Genomic DNA, 20,431 nt, shown 5'->3' on the forward strand with positions numbered 1-20,431 from the left:
TTATTCCAGAAAGAAATAATTTTATTCAAATCCTTTAATTTTATCAAATATTTAAAAATTTCATCTAAGAAAATTAATAAATAATTATTCTGCACAGCTATACATTATCATTGATTTACTGAAACTTACACAATTGATAACATTTCGTATCTAGAAGATAATTAAATAAAACAGGGAATATCAGAAGAATAGATAATTTACCATAGAGAAAAAAATTATAAATATTTTTATAATAGATAGAGAAAAAAATGTTCTACCTTGATTTATAGATTTTTGTGAATAGAAAGAAAGCAACCTAAAAATATTTAAATAAGTGTCCTGCTTTTAAGAATAAGAATCGCTCAAATTCAAACATCTTCCTATCTTACAGCATCCTTACAACAAAACCTTAAAACAGCAATCCTTTCTGTGCGTACCTTGTCCGTATCTTGTTCAACTCAAAAAAAGCCGAACAGGAATCGAACAAGCTTCGAAGGTACATTACGACAAGCTTGATTATACAGCTAAGAAGGGGAGGTCGATTGCCGAAGAGACAAATTAGGAGGGGAAGTGGATAATAACCCAATGGAGGACAAAATCGTCGGAGACGAGAAATAAAAAACCCCTCGTACGGAAACGAGGGGCAAGAAGAAAACTTTTATGAGTAAATCATATATTGACCTAACTACCTAAATTATCACCATAGTCGCGCCATAACCATATTCCCGGAAAGATGCATCCTGGAAATTATGCGCTTTATACCTTGTATTCAGCAGACGCCTTACCTCATGCTTAAGGGTTCCATTGCCCAAACCATGGATAAAGACAATCTTCTGACCTTTCTTCTTCTGATTTTCCTCCATCACTTCTTTAAAGCGATCGGTCTGTAGCTTTAACATATCGGCATTGGAAAGTCCACGAGTGTCATCCAGTAACTCATGGATATGTAAATCAACTTCAATGATATCGGGATTACTTTTCTTTGCTGTTTTGGGAGTTGAAGACTTCAGCTCCCCTTTTTCACGGAGAACTTTGCGCGTTTCCTGTTTAGTGAGGTTTTCCATCTGACGCTCCAGTTCATTTTTTATGACCGGTAACAACACAGCTCGATCATAGAAAAAGTCATTATTCTTAAAAGCATGGTCTTTGAAAAACTTGTGTGCTTTAATCTTCATCACTTCGTTTACCGGATCAAAAAGTGCAAATGGCTTGTCCTTTCGGTAAAGCACTACTTGCACATGCCAGGAAACATCCAGTTTGGAAGCATCCAGTTGATCAAGCGACTCCTTGGTATTAGGTTGGATCCGACCATTGTATAACTCCCGGGCCAGTCCGTCCTCTCCCATCTCCACAATCAGAAAAAGACAATAGAAGTTACTGTCATTGACCAAATGAAAGTCCACCATCTGTTTATCGCCCTGATGTCCTCCATCAAGAAAGGCCATATAAAACCGTGGATTTCTGTCATCGTGTCTTTCGTCCGTTTCGGCAACATCATCCTCCTCCATTTCCGGTTCTTCCTGCGGCGCTGATAGTTGTTCTACAGGTTGTCCCCCCTTGCTGGAAGAAGAGGTCTGGGGAGCCGTTTCACCTCTTTCTATTACTACAATCTCATTGGCCGGCATGGGAACTTCAAAACCAATCTCATCTTCCACGTAAACAATTTTCCCTTCTACCCGGGTGACCAGTCCGCCTCCCACATCGTTCAAAAATCTCACTTTGTCTCCGGGTCTTATGTCTGTGTTTTTCATAGTTTGTAAGCTTTAGGGCAAAGGTAAAGGAAATTCGTGAATTTCCTTTACGCTATGCCCTATCATAAAAGGTATCTTGTTTCCAGTTCTTTGGATTGTTGATGATGTAGTTTTTTATATTAATGTAAGATGCCCTGCGACGGATAACGTGATCGTGATAATCATGTTGCCAGTTTTTTGTCCCGGGCGTTTTGCGAAGAATATTAATATCCTTAGACGTTTTCATTTGTAGTTTTCCCATAAGCTTTGGAATGATCATTCGTCTGCGAAGTTTACAATATTCCTCTACCTCCTTTTTGGTGGGTTGATATTTAGGCTTATTCCACCACTTATGAGAAAAATAAAACTCGTGGTTTTTCTGCATATTGTAATCATCCACTTCTGATATACCATTATAAAAGCCATATTCCTTCAATATGATTAACAAATGAAAATGATTAGGAATAACGACCCACTCATCCAAAATAATGCGTGGATGATGCTCCGGTATCTTCAAGACCTCTTTTTTCACAATTTCACCATATTCAGAGTAAACCATTTTTTGGTTGGCTACATGCCCCAATATCCAATGATGATCCTGGATATTATTGGTAATAAAGTATTGTCCCGGAGCAGAATAATTTAATATCCGCATACGGTTACCCTCAATGCGATACTTGTTTCGAAACTTTGTCATAAGGTTTGGGTTTCAAGGTTACTTGCTGAATGACAAATAAATATACTAGTTTCCTGACGTTTTTTCAACTACTTTTGTTTTTCGACAACAGTAAACCCACTGAAAACATGTTTTAAGACAAAGAAAGAGTTAAAACCAGAAAGCAACTTACACAACAGGGAGCAACTTGCACTTTAGAAAGAAACTTACACTATGGAAAGCAACTTGCCCGTCCGTATAGAAAATTCATGAATTTTCTATACTTTGGCGCAAAAAAAAGAGAACAACCACACAAACAGTAAAAATGCACATTTCTATAGACCAGTACACGTACAACCTTCCGACCGAAAAAATAGCCAAATACCCGCTTACAGAGAGGGACCAGTCCAAACTACTACTTTTCAGCGATGGCTCCATAGACAATAAGACCTTCAGTGACCTCCCGAACCTCATTCCTGCAGATGCTATGCTGCTTTTCAATAACACCAAGGTAATCAGAGCCCGTCTTCCTTTTCGAAAAGCAACAGGAGCACGCATAGAAATATTTTGTCTGGAGCCTGCCTCCCCAACCGATGTAGCCATTGCTTTTGAACAAACACAAGAGGTAACATGGAACTGCATGGTGGGCAACCTCAAAAAATGGAAAGAGGGTGCTTTGGAAATGGAAGTAGATACCGGTAAAACACCTGTGGTGGTTAAAGCAGAAAAAGTTTCCAAAACAAACGACGGCTTCGTAATTCGATTTCGCTGGGAAAATCCGGAATACACTTTTTCGGAACTGATGGAAGCCATGGGCAAAACACCAATCCCTCCCTATCTGGAACGTGAATCTGAGGAACTCGACACCGAGCGCTACCAGACAGTTTACTCACGGGAACAGGGATCAGTGGCTGCTCCCACAGCAGGTTTACATTTCACCCCGGAGGTAATGAACAGTCTTAAAAACAAAGGCGTTTTACTCACCAACCTGACGCTTCATGTGGGTGCCGGGACTTTTCGGCCGGTAAAAAGTGAAACCATAGCCGACCATAAAATGCACACGGAGCACTTCAGGGTGCCACTGGAAACCCTAAAGCAACTAAAGAACCATACGGGGCCTAAAGTTGCCGTAGGCACTACAACTCTTAGAACACTGGAATCGCTATACTGGGCCGGAGTACTGGCACACCGGGGAAAAGCATTTCACCACATAGAACAATGGACACCTTATAATAATGAAGGAATGATTTCCTTTGAAGACGCCATCTCTCATTTAATCGAAGCCACGGAAAAAGAGGGAAAATCACACTTTGAGGGATCAACAGCCATCATCATTGTTCCTGGTTATGAAGTCCGGTCAATTAAGGGATTGGTTACCAATTTCCACCAACCGGGCAGCACCCTGCTCCTTTTGGTTGCAGCTATCGTCGGAGAGAACTGGAAAAAGATTTACGACCACGCGCTCAAAAACGATTATCGATTTCTGAGCTATGGGGATTCCTCCTTATTATGGAAAGCGTAACTTTTTCCTGGCACAAATAGTAAATTAGTCAGTAGTAATTAGTTTCTGTCCATAAAGCACCACTTACGTCGTTACGCTTGCCGCCAAAATATTCATTTACGATTAACAAACTCCGTTTTTGGCGGCTTCGCAAGCCTCGCAAATGGCACTTTCTGACCAAAAACAGCCATAAGACCCAAATTGGCTTAGTTTATGGACATAAAAACTAATTAACCTGTTGCAGATTGCGGAATTTCAAGCATTGATAAAACCAGTTATATTTCATCTTCTTGAACTGCAGGGAGATTTAGAAAATATTAATGAACTCCCCAAAGGTTCAATTTTCAACCACAAAAGACATGGAGAAACACAGAGAAAATAAATAAAATGCAACTCTGTGTCCCTCTGTGCTCTCTGTTGTTCACCCCCTTTCTTCTCGCTTCTTTAATTCATCCTCCAGAATGGCTTCCACATCGGCAGCACAAGAACCGCAAATGGTAGCCGCATCAGTTTCATCCTGTACCTGTTCAAAAGTTTTTAGCTGTTTGTCTCTGATAACTTTCACTATATCCGCCTTGGTCAATTGCATATGACGGCAAACAATATCGTTGTCTTCAAAATCTGTCATAACATTATGGTTTTTATTTTGCAGAGTAACATAAAACCGGGGGATGTGGTTTATTATGAAAGGCAATAAAATTAGTTGGCTTTGGTTCGTAAACCACAACAAATTCTTGCATCCACAAAACAACCACAACTCAATACACTTACAGTCAGGAAACTAACACCGTCAGCTCCACTGTGTTTATCACCAGGTATAGTTACGAGCATCTAAACCAAACCAGGGTTTAAACCTTTTTTTATCATCAAGGCCTTTTCTTGGAACAATTTTTGATAATTTAGCGGGTGATAAAAAATCACATCTCTGCTGTAAAAATGGCAGTACGATTGTTAACAAAGTAATCAAAAAAATATAAAACCAGTAAGTCTCATGGATCAAACAGTTGACATCAAAGAGCTGAATGAACGAATCAAGCAGGAAAGTTCGTTCGTAGATTTGCTAACCATTGAAATGAACAAAGTAATAGTAGGCCAGAAGCATCTCATTGAGAGTTTGCTAATTGGCCTTCTTTCTGACGGACACATATTGCTGGAAGGTGTTCCCGGCCTTGCAAAAACGCTGGCCATCACCACCCTGTCTAAAGCGGTAAGTGCAGAGTTCAGTCGGATTCAGTTTACCCCCGACCTTTTGCCGGCCGACTTATTGGGTACAATGATTTACAGTCAGAAAAATGAAGAATTTGTGGTCAAAAAAGGCCCCATCTTTACCAATTTCGTATTGGCTGATGAAATTAACCGCGCACCGGCTAAGGTTCAAAGTGCACTACTCGAATCGATGCAGGAACGTCAGGTAACTATAGGTGATCATACCTATCCGCTTCCCAAACCGTTTTTGGTTATGGCCACTCAAAACCCCATCGAACAAGAAGGAACCTATCCCCTCCCGGAAGCCCAGGTTGACCGTTTTATGCTGAAAGTAGTTCTTGACTATCCGCAAAAAACGGAGGAGCAGATGATTATCCGTCACAATCTGGCACAGAAATTCCCTGAAGCCAACAGCATCATCAAACCGGAAGATATTCTTCGGGCACGCGAGGTGGTCAAAGATGTCTATATGGATGAAAAAATCGAGAAATATATTGTGGATATTGTTTTTGCCACCCGTTTCCCGGAACAATATGAGCTGGAAAAATTCAAAGACATGATCAGCTACGGAGGATCGCCACGTGCCAGCATCAGTTTGTCTATTGCAGCAAAAGCCTATGCCTTTATCAAGCGGCGTGGCTACGTCATTCCCGAGGATGTCCGCGCCGTATGTCACGACGTTCTTCGTCACCGCATCGGGTTATCCTACGAAGCCGAAGCCAACGATGTTACATCAGAAGAGATTATCAGTGAAATATTGAATACAGTTGAAGTACCCTAAACAATGAGCAATTATCATTGACCAATATCAATAATTGGTCATTGATTACTGATAATTGGGAACTGGTAATTGATAGTTGGTAATTGACAACTGACAACTGGTAATTGGTAACTGATAATTGAAACCATGACAGAAGCAACAGACATACTTAAACGCGTCAGACAAATTGAAATAAAGACCCGTGGTTTGTCCAGCAATATTTTTGCAGGAGAATACCATTCAGCCTTCAAAGGCAGGGGGATGACTTTCAGCGAGGTGCGTGAATATCAGTATGGCGACGATATCCGAAATATTGACTGGAATGTTACCGCCCGCTTCAATCATCCATACATAAAAGTATTTGAAGAAGAGCGTGAACTCACAGTAATGCTGATGATTGACGTTTCCGGATCGCGCGAATTTGGTACAACCAGCCGTTTCAAGAAAAATGTAATTACAGAAATGGCTGCGGTGCTGGCATTCTCCGCCATTCAGAACAACGACAAAATCGGTGTCATTTTCTTTTCAGATCGAATAGAAAAGTTCATTCCCCCAAAGAAAGGAAGAAAGCATATTTTATACATCATCCGTGAGTTGATCAGTTTTACACCGGAGCATCGAAAAACCAACCTATCAGAGGCTTTGCGATATCTGACCAATGCCATTAAAAAACGATGTACCACGTTCGTCATTTCCGACTTTATGGACGAAGGTTTTGAAGATGCCCTCAAGATTGCCAATCAAAAACATGATGTGGTTGCACTACGAGTTTTTGATCCACGGGAGGCTGAAATGCCTGATGTCGGTTTTGTAAAACTAAAAGATGCTGAGACAGGTGAATATTATTGGGCAAACACTTCCAGCCGCAGAACCAGAGAGGCGTATATGACCTGGTGGAAAGAGAATGAAGAATCTCTGCGGAATGCATTTTCCAAAAGCGGTGTGGACAACGTGGCCGTACCAACCAACGAGGACTATGTTAAAGCACTCATTTCACTCTTTAAAAAACGAGCATAAAATGGGCAAAATACCATTTTTAAATAAGAACAGTTTTCTGATTATTTCAACCTTAATTCTGAGTATCTCATTTTCACAAAAGATGACGGCTCAGGATTTCTCGGTAAATGCGACCCCCGATTCCACGTTGATGGTCATCGGGGGACAGATGGATATGACACTGGAAGTTTCTCAAGCCAAAGACTTAACAGTTATTTTTCCTCAATTTACCGATACCATTACCAAAAACATAGAAATAGTTGACCGAACAACACCGGACACAACCATCATAGATGACAATCGTATTTTGGTAAAGCAGGTGCTAAGAATTACCTCTTTCGACAGTGGTTTGCATTATATTCCTCCTATGGAGTTCGAACTGGCATCAGCCAACCTGGAAGCAAAAAAGAAAACACGCTCCATTGGTCTGATGGTTGTTAACCCTTTTGAAGAAGTTGATCCCGAAAAAGGCATCACAGACATCAAAGCCCCCATTGAGGCACCATTTCATTTATCAGAACTGTACCGCTTTCTGCCATGGATTTTGGGAGGGTTACTATTGATCTTACTGATTGCAGCAGGAATCTGGTTTTATGTGAAGCGGCGCAATCCTCTGAAAGCATTTATCAGCGACAAGCCCAAAGAACCGGCCCACGTCATCGCACTGAGAGAACTGGAGCATATTAAGCATGAAAAACTGTGGCAAAAGGGAGAAGTAAAAGCATTTCACTCGGAATTGACGGATGTATTGCGAAATTACATAGAGGACAGATATGGCATTCCTGCACCGGAATTGATTACATCAGAAATACTGACTTTCTTAAAATCGGTGGATTTGCCGGATGACAATGTACTTGCAAAAATCCGACAAGTTCTGGAGCAAGCAGATTTAGTGAAGTTTGCAAAGATGGAACCTCTGCCCAACGAAAATGACTTGTCTTTAATGAATGCCTACTTTTTTGTAAATCAGACAAAGTACGAGGAGCCAAAATCTTTGGATGAGCAGGCACAGGAACAAAATAAATCACAGGAAGTTGAACAATAAACCGACACATTCGGTATGAACTATACATTTCTTCATCCATACTTTTTCTATTTGCTTCTGCTACTGATTCCTTTGACAGGATGGTACATCTGGAAGCAACGTGAATTAAACGCCTCCCTTCAGATCTCTTCTCTGAAGGGATTTAGCAAGATACGCAAAAGCCGAAAGACCTACCTGCGTCATGTGCCTTTTGGTCTTCGCTGTCTGACCTTTATTTTCCTGACAATTGCATTGGCCAGGCCTCAATCCACAGATAGTCTGCGCAACGTTACAACCGAAGGTATCGACATTATTGTTTCTTTAGATGTTTCCGGAAGCATGTTGGCAATGGATTTTGAACCCAATCGGCTGGAAGCAGCCAAAGATGTGGCCACTGATTTCATATCAGGCCGCCCCAACGACAAAATGGGATTGGTTATATTTGCCGCAGAAAGCTTTACGCAATGCCCGCTTACCATAGACCATGCTGTCCTTACCAACCTGACCAGAGATGTACAAACCGGCATTTTGCAGGACGGAACCGCCATCGGCCTTGGTCTATCGACAGCTGTTAGCCGTATCAAAGACAGTGATGCCAAAAGTAAGGTAATAATTCTCCTGACAGATGGGGTTAATAATCGAGGTGAAATCCATCCATTAACCGCCGCAGAGATTGCCAAAAGTTTCGGAATCAGAGTTTACACCATTGGTGTGGGAAGTCACGGAACAGCCCCTTACCCGGTCAATACTGTTTTTGGACAACAGGTACAGGACATGGAAGTGAAGATTGACGAAGAAATGCTCCGGGAAATTGCAAATACTACAGGAGGTCAGTATTTCAGGGCTACCGACAAGGAAAAGCTGAGAGCCATATATGAAGAAATTGATCAGATGGAAAAAACAAAAATAGAAGTCAAAGAATACAGCAAACGCACAGAAGAGTTTATTCCATTTGCTTTGTTGGCTCTGGCATTTTTGTTGATGGAAATTCTTCTCAGAAATACAATACTGAGGAATCTTCCGTAACAGGAGTTTTGAGTTGAGGGTTTTGAGTTGGACATTTATAGAGATGCACGACCGTGTGTCTTTGCTAACAGAAAAGAAAGACAACCTGTTTTTAGTTTAGATAAAAAATAACTACCATATGTTTCGATTTGAACATCCTGAATATTTGTACTTACTGGTTTTAATACCTGTACTTGCATTTATGCAGCTGTACTTTCAGCATCAGCGTAAAAAGAAGCTTAAAAAATTCGGCAATCCCGATTTGTTAAGTCACCTGATGCCTGATGTATCTTTTGTACGTCCTGCTGTAAAATTTTATTTACTGCTGATGGCTCTTACTGCCATTGTATTCACATTGGCATCGCCACAATTTGGCACAAAACTGGAAACAGTAAAACGCAAAGGTATTGAATTGATCATTGCCTTGGATGTTTCCAACAGCATGAACGCAACGGATGTAGAACCTAGTCGCCTCGACAGGGCCAAGCTGGCAATTGAGCGACTGACAGGCCGATTGATTAATGACCGCATCGGACTAATTGTTTTTGCCGGCGAGGCTTACGTACAATTGCCCATTACCACCGACTATGCCTCAGCACGGTTGTTTTTATCAAGTATCAATACAGATATTGTACCTACACAGGGAACTGCTATTGGATCAGCCATTAGATTGGCAACCAATTCATTCAGCCAACAGGAAGATATCAACCGGGCCATTGTGGTAATTACGGACGGCGAAAACCACCAGGATGATGCCATCGAAGCGGCGGAGGCAGCAGTCGAAAAAGGCATCAAAGTTTATACGGTAGGCATGGGAAGTTCTGATGGAGCTCCAATCCCTGCCACCCCGGGAAATAAATCAAACTTTTTGAAAGACAGAGCAGGTAATGTGGTCATCACCAAAATGAATGCCGATCTGATGCGCCAAATTTCTGAAGCTGGAAACGGTGAATACATTGCCGCCAATAATATCAGAAGAGGAATAAATGATTTAATTGATGAACTGGGAGAACTCGAGAAAAGCGAAATTGAAGCCAAAGTTTATTCCGACTACGATCATCAGTTTCAATATCTGGCGGCTCTCGCATTATTGATACTTTTGATTGAATTTATCGTTTTGGAGAGGAAAAATAAATTACTGAATAAAATTGACCTCTTTACAGACAATTAGTGGTTAATTTTGTGAAATGAAAAACGATTTGTTATGCAATTGAGATATTTCTTCATAGTAATGCTTATTTTAGCGGGAACGGGCTCAACCCTGTCCGCTCAAAATGAAAGACGTTTTGTTCGGGAAGGAAACGACTATTTTGAAGAGGAGAAATATGTTGAATCGGAGGTTGAATATCGAAAGGCCCTTGAAAAAAAGCCTGAGAGTTTTGAAGGACGATTCAACCTGGGTGATGCATTATTTAAGCAGGAAAAGGTTGACGAAGCATTGGAACAATTTCAATCTTTGACTTCTGTCACTGATGATAAAACCCGGTTATCAGATGTTTATCACAACATTGGCAACGGGTTCTTTGCCAAACAGGAACTCGAGAAAAGCATTGAAGCCTACAAAGAAGCTTTAAGAAATGATCCGCTTGACAACGAATCACGGTACAACCTGATTGTTGCTCAGAAAATGCTTCAGAAACAGAAGGAGGAGCAGGAAAATAAAGACGATCAGGAACAGGAGCAGGAAAAAAAACAACAACAGGATCAACAACAGCAAGATCAGAATCAACAAGAACAACAGCAGGATCAACAAGAACAACAACAGCAGCAGCAACAGCAACAACAGGGGATTTCGAAAGAAAACGCGGAGCGAATCCTGCAATCCCTTGAAGAAGATGAAAAGGAGCTACAGGAAAAATTAAGAAAAGCCAAAAAGGCTCAGCAAAGACAGATTGAGAAAAATTGGTAATAATATCAGCATATAGATTAAGCATAAAGATGAATCAAGCATTGCAAATGATGCATCAACAAGAATCTAACCCCTTGCATGCAAGCAACATCAGGCTAATAACCAGGAATATTTTTTTAAGAATGAAGTCATTTTTATTTACTATATTATTATTCATCCCGGCAATACTTTCTGGACAGGACGTGTCTTTTGAGGCCAATGCTCCCGCAACGGTTGAAGAAGGTAAACGATTCCAGCTGGTATATAAAGTCAATAAAGCCGGTGAAGATCTTAGAATTCCAGAACTGGCGGACTTTCAAATATTAATGGGACCTACTTCGTCGCAACGTTCTCAGGTTCAAATAATCAACGGTAAAGTTTCTCGAGAAGTAGAATACACTTATACCTACATATTAAAAGCCGTCGCAAAGGGGACTTTCTCCATTCCTCCGGCATCCATAGTTGTTGATGACAAAAAGCATGAATCCAACAGCCTGGAAATAAAAGTCGTGGAAGCAGGACAGCAATCTGCCCAAACACCCGGTGTGACAGATAACCAGTCGGGAGCTATTAGTGACGATGATGTTTTCATTACCATGAAAGCAAACAAGACCAGTGTTTTTCAGGATCAACCTGTATTGCTGACAACAAAAATATACACACGTGTTAACCTTGAAGGTATCTCCGACATTCAACACCCCACTTTCCGAAACTTTCTTGCAGAAGATATAACGGGAAGTGAAAATATTGAATGGTCACTGGAGAATATAAATGGAAAAACTTATCGGGTGGGCACTTATAATCAGAAAATAATTTATCCCCAAACTTCAGGACAACTGAAAATCGAACCCATTTCTATAGAATTTCTTGTCCGGATAAGACAAACCCGGCAGTCCAATAATATTTTTGACAATTTTTTTGATACACACAGAACAGTAAGACGAACGGTCACATCTGACGGAGTTACCATCAATGTAAAAGCATTGCCTACTCCACAACCGGCCAATTTCAGCGGTGTTGTGGGCCAACTGGATATGGATGTTTCCCTGTCAAAAAACCAGGCAAAGGTAAATGATGGAATCACACTTAAAACTGTCATCTCCGGAACCGGAAATCTTAAAATTGCCGCAGCACCAAATATCGCATTTCCGCCTGATTTTGATGTGTTTGCCCCCAACACCACCAGCAACCTAAACCTCACTGTAAACGGTAATAAAGGTTCAAAAACCTATGAACAACTCATTATACCGCGCCATTCAGGAGCCTTTGAAATCCCTCCGGTAGAGTACGTCTATTTCGATCCCTCTATTGGTCAATACAGAACACTGAAGAGTCAGAAATTAACCATCAACGTGGAATCAAACGGAGAAACAGCCTCCCCGACCAATCAGCAAAGCACCGGACCTGCAGCTGCAAATCGGGAAGGAGTAAAATTTGTTGGTAAAGACATCCGTTATATCAAAACAGAAAACCTAAATTTACAACCTGTAAACACCTTCTTTTTTGGCTCCTGGAAGTTTGTTCTCGGATACACTATTCCGCTTATACTCTTTGTAATTATTTCACTGATTTATCGCCAGAAAATTAAAGAAAACGCCAATATTTCTCTGAAGAAGACCAAACAGGCCAATAAAATGGCCCGTAAGCGTCTGAAGAAAGCTGCACAGCATTTGAAATCGGGCAACAACGAAGCCTTTTATGAGGAGCTCACGAAAGGACTTTGGGGCTATATCAGTGACAAACTGGTCATCCCGATATCCGACCTGAACATAGATAATGTTCGTCAGGAACTGGAAAATAATGGAGCAATGGAAGACAACACTGAAAAACTGGTGGAAATTCTGGAAACTTGTGAATATGCACGCTATGCCCCATCAGGAGAAACAGCAAAAAAAGAGGGGCTATATCAGGCTGCAATCGAGGTCATCAGTAAACTGGAAAGTAACCTGAAGAAGAAGATAAAGTAAAGACAGAAACCAGCCAAAAGATGAAAACACAAATATTAGCACTTACAACAATTTTTCTTGTCAGCTTGAGTCTTAATGCTCAGGACAACCGGATAATAGAGGGCAATCAACTTTATACCGACGGAAATTACCCAAAAGCCATCGAAATGTATAATGGCATTTTGCAATCGGGCCTGGAAAGTGCTGAACTTTATTACAATCTGGGCAATGCCTACTATAAAGACGGTCAGTTACCCGAAGCCATTTTAAATTACGAGAGAGCGCTATTGCTTGCGCCACAAGATGATGATATTCGGTATAATCTTGAATTGGCTAATAGTCAAACCGCTGATGAAATAGAACAAGTCGGGACTTTTTTTCTTACCAGATGGTTCCAAAACTTTAGAAACCTCAATGACTCAGACGGCTGGGCTTTATACGCTATTGTAATGTTCCTGTTTTTTTTAACAGGCCTGGGGCTATATTTCTTTGGAAACCGTGTAGCACTGAAAAAAGCCGGTTTCTCATTTGCAATACTGTTTCTGATAGCCTCCGGTATATTTTTTGGTTTCTCCTCTCACCAGAAAAGCAAACTGGTTGAACGTAACCATGCCATTATCTTCACGCCGACAGTGAATATTAAAAGCTCTCCTGACCAAAGTGGCACTGATCTTTTCGTTTTACATGAAGGAGCCAAGGTTCAGCTGCTTTCGAAACTGGGTGAATGGTGGAATATTAAACTACAGGATGGCAGCGAAGGCTGGATTCATGAAGCGGATGTGGAGGTGATTTGAGAAAAATAGTTACTAGTCTGTAATTAGAATACTCCATATACAGACAAATCTAAGAATGAAAAATACCAAAAACCCATCCCTACCAATGAAGAAATTCATTCTGACTTTAATATTGATGCTTGGTCTAATTTCCGGCATCAATGCCCAGCAATACTCGGCTACAGGCTTGGCCTCTTATTATGCCGATAAATTTGATGGACGTCAAACGGCCAGCGGAGAAATATACAGTCACTCAAAGTTAACAGCAGCCCATCCAACACTCCCCTTTGGCACCATGCTTAAAGTGACGAACCTGAAAAACGGGAAATCAGTAATCGTTCGGGTAAATGATCGTGGCCCCTTTGTCAATGGTCGTATTATAGACTTATCCAAAAATGCGGCCATTAAAATTGATGCTATACGAGACGGGCTGGTAAAAGTAAAAATTGAGCAAACCCACACCAGCCAAGAGAGTGAATCACAGCAAATTTTCCAGAACGAATATTATCACATAGATGTAAGCTCCCAAGTTCTTAGCGGCTACGGAGTACAAATCGGAAGTTTCAGTCAGATGGACAATCTCATTCGCCTTTCCGATCAGGTAAAAAAAGAAATACAGGATAACATGTATGTGCAGGTTGCCCGCGTAAAAGGTAAATTAGTAAACAGATTAATTGTGGGAGTAGAAACAACGAAAGAAAAAGCCGACAAAAACCAAAAACAACTGCAAATGGTATTTCCCGGCTGTTTTGTGGTGCAACTTTAACAGACTTAGAACATATTAAAACCGATAATAGATACCATAAACTACCCCTTCCAATACCTTTCCCGCTCAGCCTGCTGTTCGGGAGTGGCCTCCGGTGTAGGGATACGACTTCTATACAATGGTTTTGGGAATTTTTTCTTCTTGCGACGCTGAAAATCCTTCTCGCGATATAAATCAAAATCTTTGTGCGGAGGCAAAGGGCGATTTTTATCCATGTACCAGGTAATAATGGATAATTCCTGATAACAATCCATGGCTCCAAAAGGAAAAAACAAGATAGAACCGGCCTTATCGGGTCTGACCAACTGTAATTGATAGGCACCAATCATATTTGGGCCTCCTGTAGTATAAGAAAATTTAATTTTATCGAAAGGCATGGTGATGTTCTTGTTCCACATCCACCCGGGAAAGGTAACAGTTCCCTCCATGCGATTAAAGATAATCTCTTTTTTGGGCATGGTATAATAATAAATAATGAAAAAAATTAATATGGACCACGAAAAGAAATAAAGAAAAAGATCAAAACCTTCTCCAAAGCTATCCTCTTTTATTGAAAAATAAGTATATAAAACAATCGCCAACAACGCCACCCCGCCCCCTATTTGCGGCAGTATGTGGGCATTAGGGGATTTTTTAATAAATTCATCATTGACTATTTCATATCCCATTCTACCTTTATAAACCACATCATCAAGTTGAGATATAATTTTGGGCAACCAGCTCTGCGGGCCCTTATCACCAATCTTTTTTATGCCTTTATATTCGGAGTGAGTTATCTTTCGATACAACTCATGTTTTTTCTTTTTAGCTACCATCTTTTAGGGTTTAATAAATGATTAAGTGTATCTATCTGTACCTCTTCTACCTGCTTAAATTTCGTGGGAGACATTAGACTACCCAGATCAGCTATAGCTCCCAAATATCGTTTTTCTTCATTAAGGATAAATGGAAAAGAAGGCCTCTGGGAAAGTGAATTATCTATTCTTACGGCAAATAAAAGATCACTTTGCGTTTTTAATTCTCCCAAATATTCATAAGGGATGTAAAGATCTACCATTAACTGCTTCCTGTTATCCGGATAAACATAAATAGCATAATTCCTTCCCTCTTTTAACTCTTCAGACTCACCTCGTTTAAATCCATCTATAAACAAATACGCATGAGACTCAATTGAGCTATATTCATTAAAAAAACGATTAAACTCCATCGTTATTTTAAAACTCTTAAACACATATGAATTTATTGATCCGGAAGCATAGGGGGTATTGTAATAACTACTTAAAGCCTCATAATTTTTAACCTTAAAAGTCATTACCGGACAAACAATCAGATCATACAACCAGGCAAGGGCATCATAAGGATTCATAAGCGTTTCCAAATATTCTTCATCCGGATTACTACCCATTAATCTTCTTCGGTTGCTTAATATTCTTAAATTATATTGCGCTGGACTTTCGGCTGTATCCTTCGCAAAGGCTATTCTATCGCCTAATAGGAAATTTTTAAAATATTCTTCCAATTCGTCGTCGGTTAATTCGTTGGCCAACACAAAAAGTCCGAAACCTGCCGCGGCAGCAATTAACCCAACCGGACCAGCCATCGCCATCCCGGAACAAAAGGTGGTCATAACGGTTGCTACTCCATAAGACACCCCGGCACCAATCCAGGCAACCCCGGCATCAACATCCCCCTGGCTAAACGCATCTACGGCATCCCAGATGCATATTCCGGCAGTGGCAAAACCACCGATGGCGCCAAAGACTTTAGCTCTTTGACGCAAAACATCTACAATACCTCCTTGAATCCCACTGGCCGCCATTTGTGCTTTCTGAACATTGATGACAGCCTCTGTAAGATCTGCGGCAGCACCTCCTGTTGAAAGGAAAGATTTCCAAAATCTATTGCTTTCAAGCTCACTCACCGTAGAATACATATTCAACATCTGCACACCAGCCATAAATCCATTAAAAGATCCACTGTTTAATATCTTAGCCGCTTTATGGTTAAGCTTATTCAGATTAAGTTCCGTATTGGATAACTCCCGGTCATACTCCACCGGAAATTCAATCATCTTCCTTCCATCTTCAATAGATACTGTAACATTTTCGGAGTTTTGATATATCCGCAACCAGTCTTTTCGGCCATTGTAGGGAGCTATCTTCACATAAGTTTTATCCAAATCGTACCCGAAAGCATTAAGCTGAGCATAGATTTCACTACGGCGAAGCAAAATAATCGGGGAACCCTTGTATTTGTATTTAGTCTGTAGCTTTTTAACCACAAATTTCTTAACATCAGTTGCTCTCACAACAGGCTTTCCGTCAAATTCCTTTAGCTCAATGGCCTGTTCAGACATAAAATTCAATTGTGCTTTCATGAAGGCAGCCATCTTTACAGCTATGCCTCGTTGTTCCTGAGATGTTGTTTGAAGTTCTATATCGGAAGACATAAGTGCATGAAGAGGATCTTTGCTTTGATATCGCGGGGATTTACTTTTTATCCCGGTATTTATAACCTCCTGACTTTTTGTTTTGTCGTCCCCTAAAGCGCAAATCCATTGCTTCCATTGATCATCTTTTTTCCGATGTTGTGGCAGTAATAAATGCCTTTCCACATCGGCCGGTGCAACAAACAGGTTAGATAGAATAACAGAAAAACCGGCCATTCCATCTAATTTTCCTACTTCAGTGTTATGCAGATAGTCATCCAGCACCCCCTTGAAATAAGCGGACTTAAGGAAATCCCCTAACTTATCCCGACATTTCTCTATCTGATTTCTCAGCTTTTGGCGATCCTCTATACCAAGTATGCCCTCTACTTTTTGCCGATCCAAACCATACCCAATGAATATTTCCTGACCGACTCTGTTGGGAGCGCTATACTGCGTTTCCTGAATTGCCCTACCCAGATTTTGGTAACCATTACTATATCCGGATGAGTAACTCCTGTTCTTTCTTTTTAGTTTTCGCCGTTTTGCATCCGCCCGATTCTGTGCTTCTAGATGGTGAGGATAATGCGTATCATAAAAGTTAACCCCGGGTTTTCCTCCATCATATTTTTCAGTATTTTCCCTGGTGGAATATACCATTTGATAACAGGTCAGTGCCAGCAGAAACAGATGATAATGCTCATCACTAATCAGAGGAATATCCATTTCTTCATTCATCAACTTCTTTTTGATGTAATCAACAGGTTGACCGGTTTTTATATTTTCCACCAAGGCTCTGAATTCAATATTTTTGAAGCCCAGCTCCTGATTAATATCCAAGGCACACCCCACAGAATCATACAAAGTAATGTGCATATCCTCTTTAACAGGATCACTCTCCTTTTTCAAATCTCTTTCGAAATTTGCCCTGCAGGAATCAATCTTTTTATTAAACCAAAGGGGAAAATGACTCTCTTCGTTCCAATAAATTGTTTCAACTTCATCAAATGGCAGGATATCGGAATTGGACGACGCTTCATCCTTTTTAAAACCGGTACATTTAATTTTCAACATCCGGTTTTGACGTTTTTCTGCATCCGAACGTATACTCTGATGATAGTCAATGCTCCATTGTACCGGAGAATAAGCAACCCAAAGTTCTGTGTCTGTCTTAAACGTCAGGTAATCCAGTGCATTACCATTCGCTTCCCTGGCATCCTTATATTTTCCATTTTCCTTATTTTGCGCCCACAAAACAGGGATGTATCGACCAAATCCATCAACTTCATATTCATACCATAGATTTTCATTGTTAGCATCAAAAACATACAAATAACCCGGATTGAGAACAGTTCTTCCATAGAAAAATCCATCAACGGAAGGAGCCCCGCCGGGTTTTACTTCTTCGGGGTGTTTTACCTGTTCCCCATCTTTATTGAAACTTAACACGGGATATTCTTCGTCACTACTCTTTGCGCTTTCCGGAAACAACCCGTAACGATAAAAATGAAGATCAATACCCGGCTTTAAGGCTTCAAGCGTTGGACTTCGCTCACTTTTCAATCCCGCGACTTCTACCTCAAAAAAATATTGTCCCACTACCGGATCAAATTGTTTTGTTTGTTTTTCCTCTACTTCTAAATTTTCTTCATTCATGGTTTGGAATTATTTTTGGTCATTATCTTCAACCTCCCAGGTAATTTCAACTTTACCCTCTTTTACAGTTCCTGAAAGTTTAGTAACCTCTTCTGATTCACCTTCATTCCCTGTAAGAACGTCTCTTTTTAGATAGAAATCGGCCATTTCTCCATCATTTATCCCACTTACAGTTGCAATAAGATTAACTTGCTTAATGACTTTCGATTGTCGAACAATTCTTTGCTCATGCCCCCACTCAAGATTCACAATTGCCGGCTCCTGATTCGTTTCATTACTTGTAGCTTCTTCTTTAATCTGTTCCTGGTTTTTCTTTGCCTGTTTCAAATCTTTGCTCTTGCCTTTTATTGCAGCCCCCACACGATCAAGCAAAGTAATATTCGGAAAGGGAATTTGTTTGAGGGGCATTACCGCATCTGGCGTAGGAGTGTTGGGGCCGACAGTAACGCCGGGAACACCTACAGTAATTTGACCGCCATGAGCAGTCATGCTACCCAAAGTTGCAACAGGTGTACCGTTAACGGTAACACCGGGACAGCCCTGAACAATGGTGTCCGGGGGGCCTACGCAAGTGCACATGTCGCCCATAACGGCGATGGGTTGACCATTTACGGTGACGCCGGGCATACCGGGACCGGTTACGGGTCCGCCAACGTGGGGTATGTATCCTGTTACCATGGGACAAACGTGCATGCTGCCGATGGTTGCTACTGGTTTTCCTGCCATAGTTGTTGGGTTATTGGCTTAGATTGTTCTCGGGTTTTTACATCACATCTATTTTAAAGGCGGCACCTTTTACGCAGGTCATGGAACCACTCACATTGGCCTGCACGCCGCCCTTCAAATCCACATTCTGCTTACCATCAAGGGCAGCATTCATACCATTGATAGCCACATCTTGCTTAGCTTCCATAGTTACAGCACCTTTGGCAGCCACACTGGTATCCCCGTCACTTTGCATGGCCACATTACCTTTGGCAAGGGTGTTTACATCAGCTTCGGCAGCCAACTCCACATTCTTTTTTGCCCCCAGAGAGATATTCTCCTCGGCTGAGAGATTGATGTTCTTAGCACTCATATCGATATTCTCCACCGAATTAATCAAAAGGGATTTCTCCTTGGTATCGAAAGTTATCACTGACCCCCCGTTATCGCGGATATGGATTTTTTCCTCCCCTTCGGTATCGTCAAACTCGATGGTGTGACCGCTGCGGGTGGTAATGGATTTGATGTTGTTATCGGTAGCGGCTCCACCGCCATTGTCGCGGTGAAACAAGCTGCCCGTGACGTAAGGACGGTCGGGATTGCCCTGTTCGAAGGCCACCATCACCTGGTCCTCTATTTCGGGAATGAATACCAGGCCACGGTTCTTTTTTACCACATCGCTGCTGCCGGCACTTTGCCCCTGCAGGCGCATCCAGTTGGTACTCTCCTCTTCGTCCTGCCAGAAGTAACGCACCTTTACGCGTCCCATATTCAGCGGGTCGGCATTGTCGGTGACAACAGCAGGTTCGGGAAAGGCTGTAGGAGTCTGGATATGATCATCGGGCAACATCTCGGTACCTCCGGCCACGCCTTTGAAGATGTTAGAGTAAATCCCCGCCTCATCAACCTGATGGGTAACCTCAATTATGCGGTAACGTCCCAGATCAGGTCCCACATCCTTCTGATGCGACTTGGGCAAACGAACCGACACCAATTCTCCCAAACGAATGGCGCAGGTTTTAGCCTCTGCACGAACATTTGACAATTTGGTTGCACTACGGCTGTGACAGGCCTTCATCTGATGCATGATATCATTTTCATCGATAATGGCCCGGTTCATGGGAAGTTTACAGGTGGTTTTATAGATCGATTCCGACTTACCTTTGGCCACTTCCATGTAACTGTTCATCCCTTTAATGGGACGGTCAGGTGCATCCTCGAAATAGTCATTCTCTACTGCATTGTAATCGTAAATCTCCGTATTCAGATTGTTGAGACCGGCACTTATGTTTATGGATTTTATCTCAACATCGTAGGCAACGCGTCGCGTTTCATCGTTTTGAGGATTTCCCACAACCAGTTTTTTCCCGTTGTAATAAAACCAGTCGCCACAGGAGGCTGCCAAACGCGAAA

17 protein-coding genes are annotated in these 20,431 nt (G+C 41.4%); 10 read left to right on the forward strand and 7 right to left on the reverse strand.

Annotation, left to right across the window (positions count from 1 at the left end; genetic code table 11):
* Positions 1-668: 668 nt before the first annotated feature.
* Together BY457_RS16850 and BY457_RS16855 are read right to left on the reverse strand one after the other, a co-directional pair.
* A complete protein-coding gene (locus tag BY457_RS16850; RefSeq protein ID WP_106154497.1) occupies positions 669-1,730 on the reverse strand; it encodes a DUF2027 domain-containing protein in 1,062 nt (353 codons plus the stop codon).
* 52 nt (positions 1,731-1,782) lie between these two features.
* A complete protein-coding gene (locus BY457_RS16855; RefSeq protein ID WP_106154498.1) occupies positions 1,783-2,406 on the reverse strand; it encodes a transposase in 624 nt (207 codons plus the stop codon).
* Positions 2,407-2,689: 283 nt separating this feature from the next.
* On the opposite strand from BY457_RS16855, the gene BY457_RS16860 reads away from it, so the two are divergent.
* Entirely contained in the window at positions 2,690-3,886 is a 1,197-nt protein-coding gene (locus tag BY457_RS16860) for an S-adenosylmethionine:tRNA ribosyltransferase-isomerase (protein WP_106154499.1), read from the forward strand.
* Positions 3,887-4,286: 400 nt separating this feature from the next.
* On the opposite strand, the gene BY457_RS16865 is transcribed toward BY457_RS16860, so the two are convergent.
* Complete coding sequence (locus BY457_RS16865; RefSeq protein WP_106154500.1) at positions 4,287-4,493, reverse strand: (2Fe-2S)-binding protein; 207 nt, start codon at positions 4,491-4,493, stop codon at positions 4,287-4,289.
* A gap of 363 nt (positions 4,494-4,856) precedes the next feature.
* Between BY457_RS16865 and BY457_RS16870 the strand changes: the two genes are divergently transcribed.
* The 9 genes from BY457_RS16870 to BY457_RS16910 all read left to right on the forward strand — a co-directional run bounded on the left by BY457_RS16870 (position 4,857) and on the right by BY457_RS16910 (position 14,229).
* The gene (locus BY457_RS16870; RefSeq protein ID WP_106154501.1) at positions 4,857-5,852 is read left to right on the forward strand and encodes an AAA family ATPase; all 996 of its coding nucleotides are present in this window, start codon (positions 4,857-4,859) and stop codon (positions 5,850-5,852) included.
* Between the two features lie 126 nt (positions 5,853-5,978).
* A complete protein-coding gene (locus BY457_RS16875) occupies positions 5,979-6,848 on the forward strand; it encodes a DUF58 domain-containing protein (protein ID WP_106154502.1) in 870 nt (289 codons plus the stop codon).
* 1 nt (position 6,849) lies between these two features.
* Positions 6,850-7,872 (forward strand): hypothetical protein, encoded by a 1,023-nt coding sequence (locus tag BY457_RS16880; RefSeq protein WP_106154503.1) that lies wholly within the window; start codon positions 6,850-6,852, stop codon positions 7,870-7,872.
* A gap of 15 nt (positions 7,873-7,887) precedes the next feature.
* Entirely contained in the window at positions 7,888-8,877 is a 990-nt protein-coding gene (locus tag BY457_RS16885; RefSeq protein WP_106154504.1) for a vWA domain-containing protein, read from the forward strand.
* Positions 8,878-8,995: 118 nt separating this feature from the next.
* Entirely contained in the window at positions 8,996-10,027 is a 1,032-nt protein-coding gene (locus tag BY457_RS16890; protein ID WP_106154505.1) for a vWA domain-containing protein, read from the forward strand.
* A 33-nt stretch (positions 10,028-10,060) separates the two neighbouring features.
* Entirely contained in the window at positions 10,061-10,765 is a 705-nt protein-coding gene (locus BY457_RS16895; RefSeq protein ID WP_106154506.1) for a tetratricopeptide repeat protein, read from the forward strand.
* Positions 10,766-10,887: 122 nt separating this feature from the next.
* Complete coding sequence (locus tag BY457_RS16900) at positions 10,888-12,711, forward strand: BatD family protein (protein WP_258176779.1); 1,824 nt, start codon at positions 10,888-10,890, stop codon at positions 12,709-12,711.
* A gap of 20 nt (positions 12,712-12,731) precedes the next feature.
* On the forward strand, positions 12,732-13,484 hold the full coding sequence (locus tag BY457_RS16905; protein ID WP_106154507.1) for a tetratricopeptide repeat protein: 753 nt from the start codon (positions 12,732-12,734) through the stop codon (positions 13,482-13,484).
* A gap of 85 nt (positions 13,485-13,569) precedes the next feature.
* Positions 13,570-14,229, forward strand: coding sequence for a septal ring lytic transglycosylase RlpA family protein (locus BY457_RS16910; RefSeq protein WP_181256519.1), 660 nt, complete (start codon positions 13,570-13,572; stop codon positions 14,227-14,229).
* A gap of 41 nt (positions 14,230-14,270) precedes the next feature.
* Here BY457_RS16910 and BY457_RS16915 read toward each other — a convergent pair whose 3' ends face one another.
* The 4 genes from BY457_RS16915 to BY457_RS19075 form a co-directional block, all read right to left on the reverse strand.
* A complete protein-coding gene (locus tag BY457_RS16915; RefSeq protein WP_106154509.1) occupies positions 14,271-15,044 on the reverse strand; it encodes a hypothetical protein in 774 nt (257 codons plus the stop codon).
* Positions 15,038-18,313, reverse strand: coding sequence for a toxin VasX (locus tag BY457_RS16920; RefSeq protein WP_106154510.1), 3,276 nt, complete (start codon positions 18,311-18,313; stop codon positions 15,038-15,040). The genes BY457_RS16915 and BY457_RS16920 overlap by 7 nt, the downstream gene beginning before the upstream one ends.
* Before the next feature lie 9 nt (positions 18,314-18,322).
* Positions 18,323-19,039, reverse strand: coding sequence for a PAAR domain-containing protein (locus tag BY457_RS16925; RefSeq protein WP_106154511.1), 717 nt, complete (start codon positions 19,037-19,039; stop codon positions 18,323-18,325).
* A 37-nt stretch (positions 19,040-19,076) separates the two neighbouring features.
* The coding region (locus BY457_RS19075; RefSeq protein WP_181256520.1) for a phage baseplate assembly protein V at positions 19,077-20,431 on the reverse strand (1,355 nt) is incomplete at its 5' end.

Source organism: Marinilabilia salmonicolor (assembly GCF_003003035.1).
Taxonomy (GTDB): domain Bacteria; phylum Bacteroidota; class Bacteroidia; order Bacteroidales; family Marinilabiliaceae; genus Marinilabilia; species Marinilabilia salmonicolor_A.